The following is a 17,872-nucleotide window of genomic DNA, read 5'->3' on the forward strand; positions in this document are numbered from 1 at the left end:
TTACTCCTGTTCGCTGGAGTCGGTCTTGGTTGCGCCGGGCAGGCGAGGCTGGAAGCTGGCCAGCAGGTCCATCCAGTTCTGGTTTTGCTCGCTACTGAAATCGGCCTGGGCTGTGGTGGAGAAAATAATTGCGCGGCCGGGCTCAATCAGAAATGCCGCTTGGCGCTGATAGAACGGTCGACCATCGGTCATGTAATACGCATCGATCTGGATGCCGTCGATCGGCGCAGAGGTCGACAGCGCAACCGCCTTTTTGCCTAGCAGGGTGTAGCCGCGCAGCTTGGAGGCAAGCATTTTCACCTGACGATCAACGTAGGCTTTGAGCACCTCGGCGGGCAGCAGCATGTCCCGGGAGATGGTGATGCTCAACGGCGCAGGAACGCTCGCCCCCAGTACAAACATATTCACCGTGCGGTCCTGAAAACCTTGCGGCAACGCGATGCTGCCTTCCTGCAACTCGTAATCCATGTGATGTAAATTCCTGAAAATCGAAAAAAGTATGCGTTCAGCGCGCTGCGAGGCCTTCGAGCATGCTGTCAAAATCAACAAGCCAAAGACTGAGGACAGGCTTGGTCGGATCAATCACGCAAGAAATATTCAGCCACTGCACTTCGTCACTGCCGGCGACAGGAACAATGGCGCCTACGAGGCGTCCGTGGCGTTCGGCGTGACCGATCTTGAAATGGAAATCCAGAGACTTCGCGGCACTGCCCGCCACGCTGTACTCGCGCTGTCGGATGACGCGTAACTCCGGATAAATCGTGCGAAACATCTGCACGGAGGCGTCGAACAGCTTTTCCAGGTTCTGACCTTGCGCCACATCACGACGCTTGATCGTCAGGATGATCGGCTCGCCTTCGTGTTCGATGGTCGTCTGGATATCGCGGAAGTTGAAACCCGCTGGGAATTCCAGATTGAAACCGCCGAAATTGAAGCTGCTGGGCGTGCTTTTCAGGGCAACGACAGGCATGGGTTCCGGCTCGGGCTCTCGCTCAACGACCGGCGCATTTTGCTGCTCAAGGCGCGCGGCTTCCTCCAGGGCAATACGCTTGGCGGAAATGCGATCGTAAATGCTGGTTCTGGTCATAGACACGATTCTCTAGTCATTGACCCGAACCTCGGAGCCCGTGATTTGGGTGGTGCCAGTGCTGGTCGTGACAATCGTCTTGCCTTTGATCTCGATGCCATCCGGCGTGAGGGTGATGCTGCTGTCCCCCACCTGAAGAATGATGTGCTGCTTGGCATTGACCTGAATGAACTGGTTGTCGACCTGAATCGTCAACGAGCCTTCCTGAACATTCATCACCGTGTCTTTCTTGATCGTTTCGGTGTGCGTGCCGCCGACCGTGATCGTTCGATTGCTGCCGACGCTGTGGATCTCGTCGACCTCGATCTCGGTGTCCATGTTGCGCTCGGCATGCACGATGACCTGCTCGGCCCCCGCCTTGTCTTCAAAGCGGAAAAAGTTCGCCGTACCGCCATCGCCCTTCATCGAACGCGTCAAAAACCCGCTCTGCGTCTTGTTCGCCGGCAGCGACCACGGCGGTGTGTTCTGGCTGTTGTAGAGGCTGCCCATGATCAACGGACGATCAGGGTTGCCGTCCAGAAAGACCACGACGACTTCATCGCCGACCCGGGGAATGAGGATGCTGCCGAAGCCGCCGCTGGCTCCGGATTGGGCTACGCGGACCCAGCACGAACTCTTGTCGTTGTGCTCGCCTTTGCGGTCCCAGTGGAATTGCACTTTCACGCGGCCGAGTTCGTCGGTGAAGATTTCCTCGCCCGGCGGGCCGACAACGATGGCGGTCTGCGGGCCGGAAATGGTCGGGCGTGGTGTGGTCAGTTGGGGGCGGAACACGATCTTTTTGCGCACGCAGGAGAAGGTGTTGTAGTAACTCGCCGGGTACCCGTTGAGGTAGTTGTTGTGGCCTTCGCTTTCGACGCTCATCAGCAGAAACTGGCGATCGTCGGCCGAGCCTTGATCGTGGTCGTAATGCTGCAGCAGTTCGAAGGTGTAGCCGGGTTTCATCGCGCGGCAGTTACTCGCGCCTTGAAAGCTTTTGCCTTTCAGCTCCAGCGCTTCAACGCGCAACCGGACCAGCGCCTCACCTTCGTCGTACGTGCCGTGGGTGTACTGGCCGGGGAAATCGTAGATCTCGAAATCTTCGACATCGCCCTGCTTGTTCAGGCTCTTCATGGTGACCGGCAGGCGATTGGTTGGCTGGCGGTAATCGAAGGTCTGGACAGCGATCTTTCCGGACTGCAATTGGCGATTACCGCTCCATTGGGTAATGGAGTCCGCGGTCTCGGTGACCGAAGCGGTGTGATAGCGAATCTGTGGCTGCTCAGGCAACGGCACCAGCGTGGTGGAGTCGTCGCAGATGATCATGACGTGGCCTTCGGCAGTGTGCTCGAAGTAGTAGAACATCCCCTCTTCTTCCAGCAGGCGCTGGACGAAGTTGAAGTCGGTTTCGCGGTATTGGGTGATGTAGGTGTACTTTTTGAGCGGCTTGCTCAGGCGGAATTCATGCCGGGAAAACGCAGTGCATAAGGCGAACACCTGAGTCACTACGTCTTCGACGGTGCAGCCCTGAAAGATGCGGGTGTCGAATCGGTTTTTCAGCATCGAGAACCAGGGGTTCAGCGTCGCGGTGTAGCGGGCCATGCCGCCGTCACTGCCGATACTGGCGAAGCGTGTCAGGTAACCCGACAGATACCGTGGGCCCGCCTCGGCCAGCTCGATCTCCAGCACCACGTGCTGGCCCATCATCGACTTGAGCTCAACCTCCGAATCCTGGCACACCAGCAGCAATTCGAAGTTATAGGCACGTGACAGACCTTCAGTTCCCTTGAAGGACTCAAGCAATAATTGCTGGTCGGGATTGGCAAGGTTCGTGAATTTGAACAGGCGCCGATTCTGCGGCGAAAGCATCGCGGCAAGGTCCATCAACATGTGTATCTCCTTGAAAGCAGTGGAGAACGCTACCGTCCTCGCCAGCCACTGCGCATAACGAATCTGACAAGAGGGTCAAAACCCGATTGCAACATCATGGATCAGGGAAACAACCCGCCGCCTTGTGAGATGGCAGACCTAAATACCCGAAACTTTGTATGAAACTGCCTACAAGCTTTTACCCGTCATACTTTTGAGACCGTAGAAGATTTCTGAAAACGGGATTCAAAGTCTGGTACTGCGACCGTGGCGCAGTGCGAAAGTGCCACTAACCACGCAAAATTGAGAGAACGGTCACAGTCTGAGCAGCATAACGGCGCTTCGAAAGCAGCAAAGGAAACACCTTCGCCCTGCACCGTGTCAACCCGGAACCGGCCTTGCACAGCGATCTCCAGACGCGAACTCGTCCATCAGGAAAGTTTGAAAAATATTTATGAGCCCATTCAGCACCGTAGAAACGCCGATATATCAACGAGGAACGAGAATTAGGTGCTATTAAAAAGCGACTAGTGCCTCATTGACATCATTGCCGGGTGTAACGTGAATAATAAAAATGGGATCCACATTGAATTTTATTACCCGTAGTGCGGTCTAGACTGCGGCTAATGGCCAGTATCGCGGCTCACGCATAAGAGTCGAATATCCGACACTTAAAACGTAGCGACAGGGAAGCTTCTTCCACCCAAGGGCAGTGATGTGTAAATGGATCTTTTAGCGAATGTGCCCAGCTGGGCCGACGTCGAACGAAATCTCGATCAGAAATTCAGCGAACTGAACCAGGGCGTCAATGAGGGCTTGCAAAGCGCTCACGACAACTGGAACGGTTTCACCCGACGCGTCGGCAACGGCGCGAGCCAAGCCTATGGCTACATGGGCGGGCACCGGATCGATGCGGTGACTCGCGCCATGACGCTCTCCTACCCGATCATCCAGATGGACCTCAAGCGCAAGTGGGCCTCGATCGAAATCGAGCAGATCCTCCCTGTGCTGCTGCAGCTGGTCAAAGAAGTCTCAATGATTCTGGGCGGTAGCGTTGCGGTCGGCACCATCGCCGGGGGCGCAGCGGGTGCTTTCGCATTTGGTATCGGTGCCGCACCCGGAGCTGCCGCCGGGGCCGGTATCGGCTTGCAAGTGGGCAACCTGATTCTCATGGGCCTGGGTTTGTCGGCCATTGCCGAATATTTTTACCAGGGTCTACCCGCCTGCCTATCAACATTGCAAGAAGGCATCGCCACAGCCTGGCATTCGGAAGAAGGCGTCAAACCTGCTGGCCTGGACCCTACTGGTGGTTCTGCCGCATTGGTGCAGGAACGTATCGAACGAGCGGCGCGACAACTGGCTCGCGGGCAAGAGCAATTGGTATTGCTGCTGCTCACTGCCATCGTCACCTACCTGACACGCGGCCAGGTGAAAGCCGGTGTCGTGGGCAGCATGGAAAGCATCGCGACGCGCAGCGCGAAGCTTCAGGCCGAGATAACGAACAAGCAATTGGCTGGGTGGCTCGCCAGGAATGAGCAGAAGTTGCTGGCGGAGCCGGCGTTAAGGGTGAATGAGCCGGTGCGGTTGACGAGACAGGAGCCCCCTCCGGCGCGCGAACGTTCTGACAGGCGGCCGGTAGACATTAATCCTCCTATGTTCAAACCTGGCTTCACTGCGGGTGATATTCTCGCAATACCAAAAGGCTCGAGGCCGGATCCGACGACATATCTAAATCCCGATTATATCGCTCAGCACCTTGCACAATTTCAGAAAGGCGCTTCACGTCTGATGCCAAAATCTAACTTTGAAAAATATGGAATAGCTCAAAAAGATGGTACTTCATTCATCATGGCCAACCATGAAGTAGACGAGATTTTGGCTAAGGCCGCTGGCGACAAAGGAGCCATGGAAAAGGCACTCGGTCTTCCAGAAGGCTTTTTGGAGAGAGAGACACTTGTGCGTATTGATATTCCTTCTCCTGACAAACTAGGGCTGCGCATCCCATCTGGCAATGAAGCGGGCGCCAACCAGTTTTGGCTTCCGGGCGGAAAATTGCCAGATGGTAACCTTGAAGCAGTAATTGACGCCGGGAAGATCTCCTCGGAGCTATTTAAGACAACTCCTTTAAAGTAGAGAACACGATGAAATTTCAAGACATTTATGTAAATCGCGAGGAACTTTTTTCGATAGGAATCGAGGAAACCTCCGGGAGGTTCTACGTTTCATTTCCAGTTAGCAACGGCATGGTTGACTATGAGGAATATTACGAAATAGATCGCGCAAGCTTCGAACTTTTTCAAAAAGACATTGATGCCGCAGTGGAATTCGTTATGAAATGCCGTCGTAGAGAACTGGACGAGTTGCTAATTGAGAAGCCTGGAACTAACAGAGGCTCGGCTATCTAAGACAACCCGGAGTTGTCCCCGGGGCCGGTATCGGCTGCAAGTCGGAAATCTGATTCTCATGGACCTGGGCTTGTCCGCCATTGCCAATTACCAAGGGCTACTCGCCTGCCTGTCTACATTTCAGGAAGACATGGCCACAGCCTGGCACTCGGAGGAAGGAATCAAAATTTCTGGCCTGAAGGGCCAGGGTAAAAGGAAGGCTTTAAGCTAATCAGTTCAGGTGAATGATGAAACCTTCGACCCCACTCGAATACGTCGACAAAGCCCTTGCGATCACCATCGATCGACGTGATGGCTGCCCACAGCTTCCTGTATATACGTCGCTGATAAACCAGCTTATGTACGTTAGGTCGGTATTTGATGGAACCGAACAGGACAAGTCCAGACTGCACGATCTGACACTGGGATTTATCGGTGCAAAAGAGTTCGAAGACACCGATGCCGAACTGGCAAGGGCGCTGATGGATGTCTACTACATAGCTGAGCAATCGGCAAATGGGCTAAAAATAGTATTACCGAAATGACTGGAGGCGAATCGCCAACCCTGTGCTGGCTCAAGGCACAGTTGGGCGATTGGTTCAGCAAGCAGATAAAATGAAAACTAATATTAATGAACTGAAAATAGCCGCACGCCTATTACGTGAAAAGCTCGAATCCTTTAAAGACAAAGATCAAACAGTGGCAATGCTATACAGTCAACTAGATTCACTACTATCAGCAGCTGAACGAGGCGCCTTATCGGAGAATATTGAACCCAGAGAAATCCCTGGCCACCGACTGTTCGATGAAACCAATATCAGGGACTATAGCGACCTCAAAAGCGCTTACACCAACTTCTATATTGAATTAATAGGTGGCCGAGATTGGGGCGCCTATAAACTCATCAAAGAAAAAATCAGTAAACCATGAAGCGAAGTCGAGTACTCTTTGGGCGAATAGAAAAATCATGACAAACTCACATTGCATAACACTGCTGATTGAGCTCAAAGAAATTTTTCACAAAGAACGCTGTAGAAATTTTGATGCTGGTATAAATGCAATAATGCGAATTCTTTCTGAAGATCCTTTGTCGGACAGTAACGAGTGGCGCGAAGCAACATCCATGTATAGAACAATGGCAGGAACCAAATCAGGATTCTCTGACGTCTATATTGATAGGGATACCGTTGAGCAACGAGTCGTAGATAACGCACGGCTGGACGCAATTCGAAAGGTGTTATGGGATACGTTTGATCGAAGCTAAATTCCTCATGACCACGCCCAAGTTGCCCAGAATGAAAGTATCTTCGAGAGCACACCAAACGGAAGAGAGCCCATGATCGATTTAAGAAGCTCAAACGAAGTGCTCTCCAAATACACTGAGCGTTACGACCATCTCCTCCCACCTCCATCCCCTCAACTGCGTCAACGCATGGATTTCATGTTGCAGCCGGACGCCCCCAAGTTGGCAAACGAGAAGCCTGGCTGGCTGTCTTCCAGACCTTGCACCCTCACTGAAGAACAGGCGCTGGACCGAGCAAAGGGTTGCCTGCTTGGGTTGGCGATCGGCGACGCAGTGGGTACAACGCTGGAGTTTCTGTCTCGTGATCGAGAGCATGTTAATGACATGGTCGGAGGTGGTCCCTTCAAGCTAAAACCGGGAGAGTGGACTGACGATACGAGCATGGCGCTGGCCCTCGCAGACACTTACGTAGCAAACAATAATTTCGATTTCCTCGATTACACACAACGGCTTTGTCGCTGGTATAAAAATGGCGAAAACAGCCATAACGGAAAATGTTTTGACATTGGCAATGCCACTCACACCGCACTGGAAGGACTACTGGTCCATGGTGTTGACTGGTACGGCAACGATCACCCTTCCACAGCTGGCAATGGAACAATCATCAGACTGGCACCCACCGCCATCTCCGCCGCCACTCTTTGTCCGGCACTTGGCGAGAAAGCTCGGCGCAAAGCCGTTGCACTCACCGGGCTGTAGAGGCGGTAAATAGCTGCGAACTGCTGGGCGCTCAACTGCACCTGGCCCTCAATGGGGCGGACAAAGAAGAAACCTTGTCGCCAATGGTTCGTGCTTTGTATCCCCGCCCCTTGATCATCAACGCTGGCGAATACAAACAAAAAAACCGCGATCAAATACGTTCCTCTGGTTACGTCATCGATACGCTGGAAGCAGCTCTGTGGGCAGTCTGGAACACGGACAACTTCAAGGATGCGATCCTGCTGGCTGCCAATCTGGCGGATGATGCCAACAGCGTGGCAGCTACGGCCGGCCAGATAGCCGGGGCGCTGTACGGAGTGACGGGCATCCCTGAAGAATGGGTCAAAACGATTGCTTGGTCAGAACATATACAACACCTGGCGCAACAGTTATTCGAAAACGCCCCACCCCATGACGACATGGACGAAGTGATTTATGGGAATTAAAGAAATGACCGAAACGTGGCATCGTGTTGAAAACGGAACCCTATGGATAGCAGGTCAACCCATTTACCTGCCTCACCCCGTCAAAGAGGCCTTTCAACACAACAACAGGCTGTTGATTCTGGTCGAGCCTCCGCCCCATTTAATTTTCAATAGAAACGTCTTCGCACTGTCGATGCACGGTGAACTGCTCTGGCAAATCGAAGAAAGCCCCCATGGCACGGAAGTCGACAAGCCCTACATGAGCCTCTACTGCGACAAAGATGCGGCGGTGATTGCCGGCAACTGGAATGGCCTCAGCTACTTGGTCGACTTGCACAATGGCACCGTCAGCGTTGCTGCTTCTGAAAAATAGGACACCGCTCACTCAATGGCTGACAACCTCAGCGGCTGCCAGCGTCCCCTCCGTTACGCCTGCTCAAAGCGCTGCTGCAACAAATGCCGCGCCGTTCCTGCGTTCAGGTACGTACCAATCAGTTCCGCCAACTCCTTCTCCTTGAGTTTCTTGTCGTCGCGACAAAACTGCATCAGCTGCAACTGGACCCAGCGTTTTTTCTTGTCGAGCCTCACATCAGGCGCATAGAACGAGCGCAGGCCAGTTCTGGCATGGGCGCGTCCCTTGCGCATTTGCACAGCCCGTCGCGAAAGCTCCCTGGGACGTAATGGCACTGAACGCGCTATACAGCGATGCCAACCCTATGCAGCCCCGCAATGCCGTCCTACAAACAGAGCAACGAAATAAACTTTTTCCTTATTCCAAATACTCTGTATTGCCATCACTTCCAGGCGCAATAAATCCTCCCTTTTTCTCCGTTCACATTTTAGCTGGCACTCACCGAACCTGAATTTGGTGAACCGGTTCACCTTTTTTCAAATTAATTTCACTTGGAAATTGGATCCATAATCCTTCTCAAACCATTGAACTTGCTAGGTTTCAGAGTCTTCTGTCAGACAGATCCGTCAACTAATGGCAAGCGGACATCATTGCGGCATGTATCAAAAACGAGAAAAAATCCTTTTCTGTATGAACTTTTCTATTCGAGATGTTGCCATATACGACGTTGCTGGCCACTCGACATCCATATGCCAGCACCGTGTTCCTACAAATTCCTGCCAATGTGCATTTCCGATGTAGAAACGTCGGCCATCGCACTTTGTGAACAGGTGCTCAATTGAGAAATTCGTAGCTCTTCACGTTTTCCCTGAAGAATCGGGAAGCGGTCGTAAAGAGTTCAAGGAAGATACACCGATGACTCAGACGTTTGACGTTGAAGCACTGATCAAATTGCGAAGCCAGACCCGGGCCATTTCCGATGCGCTCAAGGCGCAGGCTTCGGATTATCTGTCGACCCTCGCATTGCTGATCCGTCCGCAGACGTTTTTCGGTGAATACCTGCAAGGCGCGCAGCGCAGCAGCGGCCGCGAAACCCAGCACCACTTCAAGGAGTTCAAGGAACTCTACGACCGCATCGGGTCGGCAACGCCCTTTCAGTTGGTCAATGAACTGGAAGTGCCTCTCAACCTGATCGGCACGACGCCGGAACTGTTTCCGCTGGAGTACGACAAGGTGCTCTCGCAAAGCGGCCAGACCATCCGCATCACCAGCCCTGTGCGCTGGGTCGTGGGCTTCAACTCGTTCGACCTGGCGCGCTTTCGCACCGTCATCAAAGACCCCAATCGCAGCAGCGCCGAGTTGTACCGCTTCGTCGTGCACTACCTGGTGTTGTTCTACTGCCTGAGCCAGTCACCTGGCCTGGGCCGTTTGTTTGGCGGCCTGCGCTTCCCCCTCAGTTTCGAGCGCCTCAAAGACTTTGGCGACCTGCCCTTCTGCGTCATCGGTTCACCGGTGCGCTCCCAATTGCCGGACGAATCGGTTATCCGCAGCAGCACGCAGATCGCCGGCAATACCAGCTTCGAAGAGTTGGTGGGGCACGAAAACATTATTGAAATGAACGATGAAATCCGTCAGCGCCTTCTGCTGACGATCGAAGGAATGTAACGCGCCCGGCCACCCGCTGGCCGGAACGCAAACGACTTGCAGCGAATTGGTTCGCACAGGAGATCACGATGGCGAAGAAGGAAAGTACCCAGCACAAACTCGACCGCGTTCGCGCGCCTCGGGTCCATATCACCTATGACGTGGATATCGGTGACGCTCAGGAAAAGAAAGAGCTGCCCTTTGTCGTCGGTGTGCTGGGCGATTTCTCCGGCAACCCGCTGGAGCCGCTGCCGAAGCTCAAAGAGCGCAAGTTCATTTTCATCGACCGCGACAACTTCAACGGCGTGCTCAAGGGCATCAAGCCGCGCCTGAGTTATCGGGTCGACAACACGCTGGTCAGGAACGGCACGCAGTTGGGCGTCGAGCTCAACTTCAACGCCCTCGAAGACTTCGAGCCGCAGAACGTGGTGAAGCAGGTCGAGCCGCTGCGCAAGCTGCTGGAAGTGCGCAACAAGCTGGCTGATCTGCGCAACAAAATGGGCGGCAACGACAAGCTCGAAGAGCTGCTCATGGACGTGTTGCAGAACACCGAAAAGTTGAAAACGCTGGGCAAGGAATTCGGCCGCGAAGCCGCTGTTCCAGCCACCGATGGCAAAGAGTAGGAGCCTGAAGATGAACGATAAGCAAACCGTGACTCAACAGGACGGCGATCTGGTTGAAGTGGAAAACTTCGCCCCGCAATCCTCGCTGCTCGACAGCATCATTTCGCAAAGCCGTGTGGCGCGCTCCGAGACTGAGCGCACCCGCACACGTGATTTGATCGGCGAACTGGTCAGCCAGGTACTCGAAGGCGAAATGACGCCGAGCAAGGACCTGATTGCCGTGCTCGATGCGCGCATCGCCGAAATCGACGCGATGCTCTCCGAGCAGATGAACGAAATCATGCATGCTCGCGAATTCCAGCAACTGGAAGCGTCGTGGCGTGGCCTGAAGTATCAGGTGGACCAGACCGAAACCAGCACCACGCTGAAGATTCACCTGCTCAATGCGTCGAAGAAAGACCTGGTGCGCGACCTCAAGTCCGCCTCCGAATTCGACCAGAGCGCGCTGTTCAAAAAGATCTACGAAGAAGAGTACGGCACCTTCGGTGGTGCACCGTTCGGCATGTTGCTGGGTGATTACGAGTTCAATCGCAGCCCCGAAGACATGTACCTGCTCGAAGAGATCTCCCATGTCGCCGCCGCGGCCCATGCACCGTTTATCTCGGCGGCTTCGCCAGAGCTGTTCGGCTGGGATTCGTTTACCGACATGTCCGGCCCACGGGACCTGGCGAAGATTTTCGATACCGTCGAATACGCCAAGTGGAAGTCGTTCCGCGCCTCCGAAGACTCGCGTTATGTCGGTCTGACGTTGCCGCACGTGCTGGGTCGCCTGCCTTATGGCCCGGATACCACGCCAGTTGAAGAATTCAACTTCGTGGAAAGCGTCGATGGCCGCGACCACAACAAGTACCTGTGGATGAACGCCGCCTACGCGCTGGGCACTCGGGTCACCGACGCGTTCTCGCGATACGGCTGGTGCGTGGCGATTCGCGGTGTCGAGGGTGGCGGTCTGGTGGAAGGCCTGCCGACGCACACGTTCAAAACCGATGACGGCGAAATTGCCCTCAAGTGCCCGACCGAAATCGCCATCACCGACCGTCGTGAAAAAGAACTGTCGGACCTTGGCTTCATTCCGCTGGTGCACTGCAAAGGCACCGACTACGCCGCGTTCTTCGGTACTCAGTCGGCGCAGAAACAGAAGCACTACAACACCGACATCGCCAACGCCAACGCCCGGCTTTCCGCGCAGCTGCAATACATCTTCGCTACGTCGCGCATCGCGCACTACATGAAGGCGATCATGCGCGACAAGATCGGCAGCTTCGCGTCCCGCAAGGACGTTGAGATGTTCCTCAACAAATGGCTGTCAAGCTATGTACTGCTGGATGACACCGCCAGCCAGGAAGCCAAGGCCAAATTCCCGTTGCGCGAAGCGCGGGCTGAAGTGTTCGAGGTTCCCGGCAAACCAGGTGTGTACAAGGCCGTGACGTACCTGCGTCCGCATTACCAACTGGACGAACTGACCGCTTCGTTGCGCCTGGTCGCCGAATTGCCGCAATCGACTCGCGGCTGATCCACACCATTGCCAGGGAGGCTATATGAGTAGTCAACACAAGCTGTTGCCATCGTTGCTGGATCGATTGCTGGACGATCATCCGCATCAATCCATGGAAGCTTCATCGCAACGCTTGTGTTCGCTGGCCGATTACAAGGCCAGCATCGTTCGCGACCTGGAGGTGCTGGTCAACACGCGCCAGTCCCTGGTCGCCAACGAGCTGGAGGGTTTCGTCAATTTGAGCGGAACCATCCTCGACTACGGCATGCCGGATTTCACCAGTCGCAGCGTGCTTGATCCACAAGACCGCCTGTTGATTCAACGACAACTGGAGAAAGCGATCACCGTCGGCGATCGACGGTTTCGCAGCGTAAAAGTCCAACTGCTCGCCCAACAAACCGGCCAACGCATGCTGACCTTCCGCGTGGACGCAGTACTGCGCCTGCAGGACATCACCCGTCAGGTTTCCTTCGACGCGGTGCTGCAGGTCAACACCCAGGAATACAAAGTGCAGAACCTCAACTGATGCTCGACGATCTGCTGCCCTATTACGAAAAGGAACTGTCGCACCTGCGCTTTTTAGGGCAGGAGTTCGCGAGCCAGTACCCGAAGATTGCTTCGCGGTTGCTCATCGAGGGCGATAACTGCGAAGACCCGCATACCGAGCGCTTGATCGAAGCGTTCTCGTTCCTGTCGGCCCGCGTGCACAAAAAACTCGACGATGAGCTGCCGGAAATCGTCGAGTCGTTTCTCGAAGTGTTGTACCCGCATTACCTGCGCCCTACCCCGTCGATGTCGATCGTCGAGTTCAACATGGGCAAGCAGGAAAAGGTCACCGAAGCCTTCCGCGTCGCCCGCCACACCGAACTCAGCGCCAACCCGATTGATGGCGTGGTGTGCAAATTCCGCACTTGCTACCCGGTTGAACTGTGGCCGGTGGCAGTGCATCAAGCGTCGTTCATTGAAATGGAACGCTCAGCGTTCAACGGTCATCGCGCTGACTTGGTCGCGCGCCTGCGCATCGGCCTGACGGCGACCTCTGATGTGTTGTTCGGCAAGATGGAACTGGACAGCCTGCGTTTTTTCCTCGATGGCGAAAGCACCCTGATGCTGCAGCTCTATGAGCTGCTGTTCAACAACCTGGCCAAGGCTACGTTGTCGTTCGAGGATGAGGGGCGAACCCGCGAGATCTCGCTGCCAGCGAACGCGCTGAAAGCCGTCGGTTATGGTCGCGATGAAGGCCTGGTGGATTATTCGGAGCGCTCGTTCCTGGGTTATCGCTTGCTGCACGAGTACTTCACCTTCCCGGACAAGTTCATGTTCTTCGACCTGTCGGGTTTTGCGCGGCTGTTAGCGGGCCAGAACCTCGAGAAAATCGAGATCAACTTCTACTTTTCGGACTACGACCTGAGCGATCGCCTGGCGCGCCTGACGCAGAACATCGGGCGCAATAACTTCAAGCTCAACTGCACGCCGATCATCAATCTGTTCCGCCAACAGGCAGAGCCGATCAAGTTGACCCACGCCCAGCACGAGTATGCCGTGACGCCGGATGTGCGCCTGCAAGGCTCGGCGGAAGTGGTGTCGATCGATCGTGTGCGTCGGGTGCGCAAAGTCGGCGGTGTCGATCAGGTCAGCACCTGTCATCCGTTCTTCGAACCGCGTGGCGATCAAGGTCCCGGCCAGAGCTTCTGGATCGCACGACGTCGGCCGGTGCAGTCGCGCCAGCGTGATGGGTCGGATGTGTTTATCCGGGTGGTGGATCGCGAACTGGAGTTGATCAACTCCAGCAACGACACCTTGAGCTTGCGCCTGACCTGCAGCAATCGTGACCTGCCGTTGATGCTGCCGTTCGGCGGTGAGCGCGGAGACTTCAACATCCCCGGCAACTCGGTGATCCAGGACATCCGCTGCTTGCGCAAACCCACCGCAACCGCGCGCGTGCCGCTGGGTAACGGGGTGATCTGGCGGCTGATTTCGCACCTCTCGCTCAACCACATGTCGCTGGTGTCCCAGGGGCGCGAAGTGCTGCTGGAGCTGCTGTCGCTCTACAACTACCGCAATGTGTCGGCGCTGCGCAAACAGATCAACGGGATTGTCTCGGTCAGCAGCGAGCCGGTGGTGGCACGCATCGGCCATCCACGTCCGAACTTTGTCCGAGGCGTCGGTATCACCCTCAATTTCGATGAAAGCCAATACACCGGCAGCGGTGTGTTTTTGTTCGGCATGGTGCTCGACCACTTCTTTGGCCAGTACTGCACCATGAACAGTTTTACCCAATTAACCCTTCGCACCTTGCAGCGCGAAAAGAGAGTCGTCCAATGGCCACCGCGAACCGGCGATCAACCCCTGGTCTGATCGATCAGGCACGGGCTGAGCCGCACCGATTCGAGTTTTTCCAATTGGTGCGTTTGCTCCGTCTGCATTACAGCAGAACCGGGCGCATGGACCTGGACACTCGACCGCACGAAGACCCTTTGCGTTTTCGCTCGCAGCTGTCGCTGAACTTCCCTGCGAGTGAAGTCAGCGACTTGCAGTTTGAGCGTGAAGGCAAGGTGTCCGCGGCAGGTTTGCCCCTGTCTGAAGTGCAAGTCACGTTCATGGGACTGGTCGGGCCGTCCGGCGTGTTACCGCGTCCCTACACCGAGTTGTTGATCGAGCGGCATATCCAGCACCGCGATGATGCGGCCCACGCCTTCCTCGATATGTTCTCGCATCGAATGACCACGCTGTTCTACGAGGCCTGGCAGAAATACAAGTTCTACATCGAATACGAACGCAACGGCACCTCGGATTTCGATCGCTACCTGCTCAACCTGGTGGGCTTCGGGCCTGAGGCGCAGAAGCAGAAATTCGACAAGCAAGGCTCACCGCTGCGGCGCGAATTGTTCAGCTATTTCTCCGGCCTGTTTGCCCAGAAGCCGCGCAACTCACTGAACCTTGAAGTGATGCTGTCCTTCTATTTTTCGCTGCCATTCAAGGTCAAGCCATTTGCCGGACGCTGGCTGAAACTCGACGCCAGCCAATGCACGCAATTGGGCCGCAAAAACGCCGCGCTCGGGCAAAGCGCAGTCGCCGGTAACCGGGTCTGGGATTACCAATCGTGCGTGCGCATCGAGCTGGGTCCGCTGGACCTGGTCGACTATCAGCGCTTCCAGCCAGGCACCGTCGACTACCAGAAACTGGTGGAGCTGGTGCGGTTCTACGTCGGCGCCGAACTGGACTTCCAGTTGTCGCCCCGGCTCAAACCCGAAGCAGTCCCCGTGGCCCGCCTCGGTCGCCAGGGCAACGTTGCACTGGGCTGGCAAGGCTGGCTCAAACGTCCTGGTGTCGACGTGGAACCTTCCCGTTGTGCCCTCTTCCACATTCCTTTTGATGGGGTCTCCCTGTGAACCTGAAGTCCCTGTTTGCCAAACTGAACGACACCAGCCGCACCGCCACCGAAAGTGCCGCGGCCTTGTGCTTGTCGGAACAGCATTACGACGTCGAGATCGAGCACCTGTTATTGCAGTTGCTCGACAGCAACGACAACGACCTGCCGGCCATTCTGCGTCACTACGATGTGGTGCCGGATCGCCTGCAGGCTCAGTTGGTGACCGCGCTGGGGACCTTCAAAAAAGGCAACACTCGCACGCCTGCGCTGTCGCCGCACATTACGCGAATGATCGAGCAAGCCTGGGTGCTGGCCTCTATCGAGTTCGGGCAAGGGCAGATTCGCACCGGTTATCTGTTGCAAGCATTGCTGGATGACAACGAGCTGCGCCGGGTAGTGATCGCGTCCGCCCCCGAGCTGGAAAAAATCAATGCCGACGACCTGCGGGTCAACCTCGGCGCGCTGGTCGAAGGCAGCGCCGAATCGCAGCAAGCCAAGCCGTTGGCGGGGGCGGACGTCGCTGCGCGCAGTACGGTTAAAGGCAACGGCAAGACCCCGGCTCTCGATCAATACACCATCAACCTGACGCAAAGTGCGCGCGAAGGCCGGATTGATCCCGTGCTGGGACGTGAGTTCGAGGTTCGGCAGATGGTCGACATCCTCACCCGTCGGCGCCAGAACAACCCGATCCTGACCGGTGAAGCCGGCGTCGGTAAAACCGCCGTGGTTGAAGGCCTGGCGCTGCGCATCATCCAGGGAGATGTGCCGTCGGTGCTTAAAGACGTGGCTATCCACACCCTGGACCTGGGCTTGCTCCAGGCCGGTGCCGGGGTGAAAGGCGAGTTTGAAAGCCGCCTCAAGTCGGTCATCGAAGAAACCAAGCGTAGCCTGCACCCGATCATCCTGTTCATCGACGAAGCCCACACCCTGATCGGCTCCGGTGGCCAGGCCGGGCAAAACGACGCAGCCAACCTGCTCAAGCCAGCCTTGGCCCGAGGCGAATTGCGCACCATCGCGGCGACCACGTGGGCCGAGTACAAGAAGTACTTCGAGAAAGATGCCGCCCTGGCACGTCGCTTCCAGGTGGTGAAGGTCGAGGAGCCGGACGAAGACAAGGCGATCCACATGCTTCGCGGCCTGCTGGCCAAGATGCAGGATCACCACAAAGTTACGGTGATGGACGAAGCGCTGGTGCAAGCCGTGCGCTTGTCCAATCGCTACATCACCGGGCGCCAGTTGCCGGACAAGGCCGTCAGCGTATTGGACACTGCCTGTGCGCGGGTGGCCCTCGGTCAATCGTCGCAGCCGGGGCCGCTGGAAGACTGCAAAAGAACCATCGATAACCTTCAGGCTGAAATCTCGGTGCTGCAGCAAGAAGCCGCCAAGGGCAGCGACCATGCCCGGCGCCTGGCGATCCTCGACACCGAGTTACTGGCGCAACAGCAAACCCGCGATGCATTGGAGCAACAGTGGCAACGCGAACTGGAACTGGTGGAAAAACTCGGCGCGCTCAGCCATCCGGACAACCAGACACCCGATGCCCGCGAGATTGCAGCGGTACGCGCCGAGCTGACCAGCGTCCAGGGTGAACAACCGCTGGTGCATGCGTTGGTCGACGGCGGGACCATTGGCGAAGTGATCTCCGGTTGGACCGGCATCCCGTTGGGCAAAATGCTCCGTGATGAAATCGACACCGTCCAGCGCCTGCCCGCGCTGCTGGGCGAACGGGTACTGGGACAAGATCACGCCCTGCAGGAAATCGGCAAGCGCATCAAGGTATCCCGCGCACGCATGGAAGACCCGAACAAGCCGATCGGGGTGTTCCTGCTGCTCGGCCCGAGCGGTGTCGGCAAGACCGAAACCGCGCTGGCCCTGGCCGACACCCTGTACGGTGGCGAACGTAACCTGATCACCATCAACATGTCCGAGTACCAGGAAGCCCACACGGTATCGAGCCTTAAGGGTTCGCCACCGGGTTACGTCGGTTATGGCGAAGGCGGCGTGCTGACCGAAGCCGTGCGGCGCAAGCCTTACAGCGTGGTGCTGCTGGATGAAGTGGAAAAAGCCCATCCGGACGTGCTCGAACTGTTTTTCCAGGTGTTCGATAAAGGTGTGCTGGATGACGGTGAAGGCCGGGAGATCAACTTCCGCAACACCGTGATCATCCTCACCTCCAACACCGGCACCGATCGCATCATGCAGTGGTGCCTGAATGCCGAGCAGCAACCGACGCCGGAAGACATCGTCGAAGGCCTGCGCGAGGAGTTGAACCAGGTGTTCAAACCGGCGTTCCTCGGCCGCCTGACCATCGTCCCGTACTACCCGGTCAAGGACGCCATTCTGGAGCGCATTGTCGCGCTCAAACTCGAACGCATCCGCAAGCGTTTCGAGCGCAACCATCAAGCCGTCCTGAACTACGACGAAGCACTGGTCAAAGCCATTGCCTCGCGTTGCACAGAAGTCGACAGCGGCGCCCGCAACATCGACAACATCCTGTCGAAAACCCTGATGCCGGAACTGGCGCAACGGGTCCTGGAGCGGATGGCGCAGGACAAGCCGATCCAGAGTTTGAACATCGCGTTGGGCAGCGACGGCGATTTCGCCTACAGCCTGTGCTGAATGAGTATTTAAAGGTAGCCATC

General features: G+C 56.1%; 15 protein-coding genes and 3 pseudogenes. 14 read left to right on the forward strand and 4 right to left on the reverse strand.

The genetic code is table 11. The features are described from left to right. The 3 genes from ACZ89E_RS11320 to ACZ89E_RS11330 are packed head-to-tail and all read right to left on the reverse strand — an operon-like array spanning position 1 to position 2,953. Positions 1 to 468, reverse strand: a complete 468-nt coding sequence (locus ACZ89E_RS11320) for a DcrB-related protein (RefSeq protein WP_463260116.1) — start codon at positions 466 to 468, stop codon at positions 1 to 3. A 37-nt stretch (positions 469 to 505) separates the two neighbouring features. Next, on the reverse strand, positions 506 to 1,087 hold the full coding sequence (locus tag ACZ89E_RS11325) for a hypothetical protein (RefSeq protein ID WP_463260115.1): 582 nt from the start codon (positions 1,085 to 1,087) through the stop codon (positions 506 to 508). Positions 1,088 to 1,099: 12 nt separating this feature from the next. Then, the gene (locus tag ACZ89E_RS11330; protein ID WP_463260114.1) at positions 1,100 to 2,953 is read right to left on the reverse strand and encodes a type VI secretion system Vgr family protein; all 1,854 of its coding nucleotides are present in this window, start codon (positions 2,951 to 2,953) and stop codon (positions 1,100 to 1,102) included. 702 nt (positions 2,954 to 3,655) lie between these two features. On the opposite strand from ACZ89E_RS11330, the gene ACZ89E_RS11335 reads away from it, so the two are divergent. The 7 genes and pseudogenes from ACZ89E_RS11335 (at position 3,656) to ACZ89E_RS11365 (ending at position 8,116) form a co-directional block, all read left to right on the forward strand. Beyond that, a complete protein-coding gene (locus ACZ89E_RS11335) occupies positions 3,656 to 5,065 on the forward strand; it encodes a DUF6861 domain-containing protein (RefSeq protein WP_476255670.1) in 1,410 nt (469 codons plus the stop codon). A gap of 8 nt (positions 5,066 to 5,073) precedes the next feature. After that, positions 5,074 to 5,337, forward strand: a complete 264-nt coding sequence (locus ACZ89E_RS11340; protein ID WP_149658786.1) for a hypothetical protein — start codon at positions 5,074 to 5,076, stop codon at positions 5,335 to 5,337. 5 nt (positions 5,338 to 5,342) lie between these two features. After that, a pseudogene (locus tag ACZ89E_RS11345) lies at positions 5,343 to 5,527 on the forward strand (DUF6861 domain-containing protein); the annotation flags it as partial. 37 nt (positions 5,528 to 5,564) lie between these two features. After that, on the forward strand, positions 5,565 to 5,861 hold the full coding sequence (locus tag ACZ89E_RS11350; RefSeq protein WP_149658787.1) for an immunity protein Tsi6 family protein: 297 nt from the start codon (positions 5,565 to 5,567) through the stop codon (positions 5,859 to 5,861). A 70-nt stretch (positions 5,862 to 5,931) separates the two neighbouring features. Then, a complete protein-coding gene (locus ACZ89E_RS11355) occupies positions 5,932 to 6,246 on the forward strand; it encodes a hypothetical protein (RefSeq protein WP_476255671.1) in 315 nt (104 codons plus the stop codon). Positions 6,247 to 6,652: 406 nt separating this feature from the next. After that, positions 6,653 to 7,764 (forward strand): annotated as a pseudogene (gene tri1, locus ACZ89E_RS11360) (ADP-ribosylarginine hydrolase Tri1). Then, positions 7,754 to 8,116 carry a DUF7957 family protein gene (locus tag ACZ89E_RS11365; RefSeq protein ID WP_476255672.1) on the forward strand — a complete coding sequence of 121 codons (363 nt, stop codon included), beginning with the start codon at positions 7,754 to 7,756 and terminating at the stop codon, positions 8,114 to 8,116. The pseudogene tri1 and the gene ACZ89E_RS11365 overlap by 11 nt, the downstream one beginning before the upstream one ends. 53 nt (positions 8,117 to 8,169) lie before the next feature. Here ACZ89E_RS11365 and ACZ89E_RS11370 read toward each other — a convergent pair. Next, positions 8,170 to 8,378, reverse strand: a pseudogene (locus ACZ89E_RS11370) (hypothetical protein); the annotation flags it as partial. A 632-nt stretch (positions 8,379 to 9,010) separates the two neighbouring features. Here ACZ89E_RS11370 and ACZ89E_RS11375 point away from each other — a divergent pair. From ACZ89E_RS11375 to tssH, 7 genes are all read left to right on the forward strand, one after another. Beyond that, positions 9,011 to 9,760 carry a hypothetical protein gene (locus ACZ89E_RS11375; protein WP_463260110.1) on the forward strand — a complete coding sequence of 250 codons (750 nt, stop codon included), beginning with the start codon at positions 9,011 to 9,013 and terminating at the stop codon, positions 9,758 to 9,760. A 68-nt stretch (positions 9,761 to 9,828) separates the two neighbouring features. Continuing rightward, on the forward strand, positions 9,829 to 10,362 hold the full coding sequence (gene tssB, locus ACZ89E_RS11380; RefSeq protein WP_149658792.1) for a type VI secretion system contractile sheath small subunit: 534 nt from the start codon (positions 9,829 to 9,831) through the stop codon (positions 10,360 to 10,362). A 10-nt stretch (positions 10,363 to 10,372) separates the two neighbouring features. Next, on the forward strand, positions 10,373 to 11,875 hold the full coding sequence (gene tssC, locus ACZ89E_RS11385) for a type VI secretion system contractile sheath large subunit (protein WP_059404744.1): 1,503 nt from the start codon (positions 10,373 to 10,375) through the stop codon (positions 11,873 to 11,875). Between the two features lie 25 nt (positions 11,876 to 11,900). Continuing rightward, positions 11,901 to 12,383 (forward strand): type VI secretion system baseplate subunit TssE, encoded by a 483-nt coding sequence (tssE, locus tag ACZ89E_RS11390; protein ID WP_059404745.1) that lies wholly within the window; start codon positions 11,901 to 11,903, stop codon positions 12,381 to 12,383. Then, positions 12,383 to 14,215: a type VI secretion system baseplate subunit TssF gene (tssF, locus tag ACZ89E_RS11395; RefSeq protein ID WP_149658794.1), complete on the forward strand. Its 1,833-nt coding sequence runs from the start codon at positions 12,383 to 12,385 to the stop codon at positions 14,213 to 14,215. The genes tssE and tssF overlap by 1 nt, the downstream gene beginning before the upstream one ends. After that, positions 14,179 to 15,249, forward strand: coding sequence for a type VI secretion system baseplate subunit TssG (gene tssG, locus ACZ89E_RS11400; RefSeq protein ID WP_149658795.1), 1,071 nt, complete (start codon positions 14,179 to 14,181; stop codon positions 15,247 to 15,249). Before tssF ends, tssG begins: the two co-directional genes overlap by 37 nt. Then, on the forward strand, positions 15,246 to 17,849 hold the full coding sequence (gene tssH / locus ACZ89E_RS11405; RefSeq protein WP_476255673.1) for a type VI secretion system ATPase TssH: 2,604 nt from the start codon (positions 15,246 to 15,248) through the stop codon (positions 17,847 to 17,849). Before tssG ends, tssH begins: the two co-directional genes overlap by 4 nt. The last annotated feature ends 23 nt before the right edge of the window (positions 17,850 to 17,872 follow it).

The organism is Pseudomonas sp. TE3899 (genome assembly GCF_056279105.1).

Coding starts and splice junctions, on each gene's coding strand:
- tssE (WP_059404745.1), top strand. CDS start 11,901: ATGAGTAGTCAACACAAGCTGTTGCCATCGTTGCTGGATCGATTGCTG.
- ACZ89E_RS11365 (WP_476255672.1), top strand. CDS start 7,754: ATGGGAATTAAAGAAATGACCGAAACGTGGCATCGTGTTGAAAACGGA.
- ACZ89E_RS11330 (WP_463260114.1), bottom strand. CDS start 2,953: ATGTTGATGGACCTTGCCGCGATGCTTTCGCCGCAGAATCGGCGCCTG.
- ACZ89E_RS11325 (WP_463260115.1), bottom strand. CDS start 1,087: ATGACCAGAACCAGCATTTACGATCGCATTTCCGCCAAGCGTATTGCC.
- tssC (WP_059404744.1), top strand. CDS start 10,373: ATGAACGATAAGCAAACCGTGACTCAACAGGACGGCGATCTGGTTGAA.
- ACZ89E_RS11340 (WP_149658786.1), top strand. CDS start 5,074: ATGAAATTTCAAGACATTTATGTAAATCGCGAGGAACTTTTTTCGATA.
- ACZ89E_RS11375 (WP_463260110.1), top strand. CDS start 9,011: ATGACTCAGACGTTTGACGTTGAAGCACTGATCAAATTGCGAAGCCAG.
- ACZ89E_RS11355 (WP_476255671.1), top strand. CDS start 5,932: ATGAAAACTAATATTAATGAACTGAAAATAGCCGCACGCCTATTACGT.
- ACZ89E_RS11320 (WP_463260116.1), bottom strand. CDS start 468: ATGGATTACGAGTTGCAGGAAGGCAGCATCGCGTTGCCGCAAGGTTTT.
- ACZ89E_RS11335 (WP_476255670.1), top strand. CDS start 3,656: ATGGATCTTTTAGCGAATGTGCCCAGCTGGGCCGACGTCGAACGAAAT.
- tssF (WP_149658794.1), top strand. CDS start 12,383: ATGCTCGACGATCTGCTGCCCTATTACGAAAAGGAACTGTCGCACCTG.
- tssG (WP_149658795.1), top strand. CDS start 14,179: ATGGCCACCGCGAACCGGCGATCAACCCCTGGTCTGATCGATCAGGCA.
- tssB (WP_149658792.1), top strand. CDS start 9,829: ATGGCGAAGAAGGAAAGTACCCAGCACAAACTCGACCGCGTTCGCGCG.
- ACZ89E_RS11350 (WP_149658787.1), top strand. CDS start 5,565: ATGAAACCTTCGACCCCACTCGAATACGTCGACAAAGCCCTTGCGATC.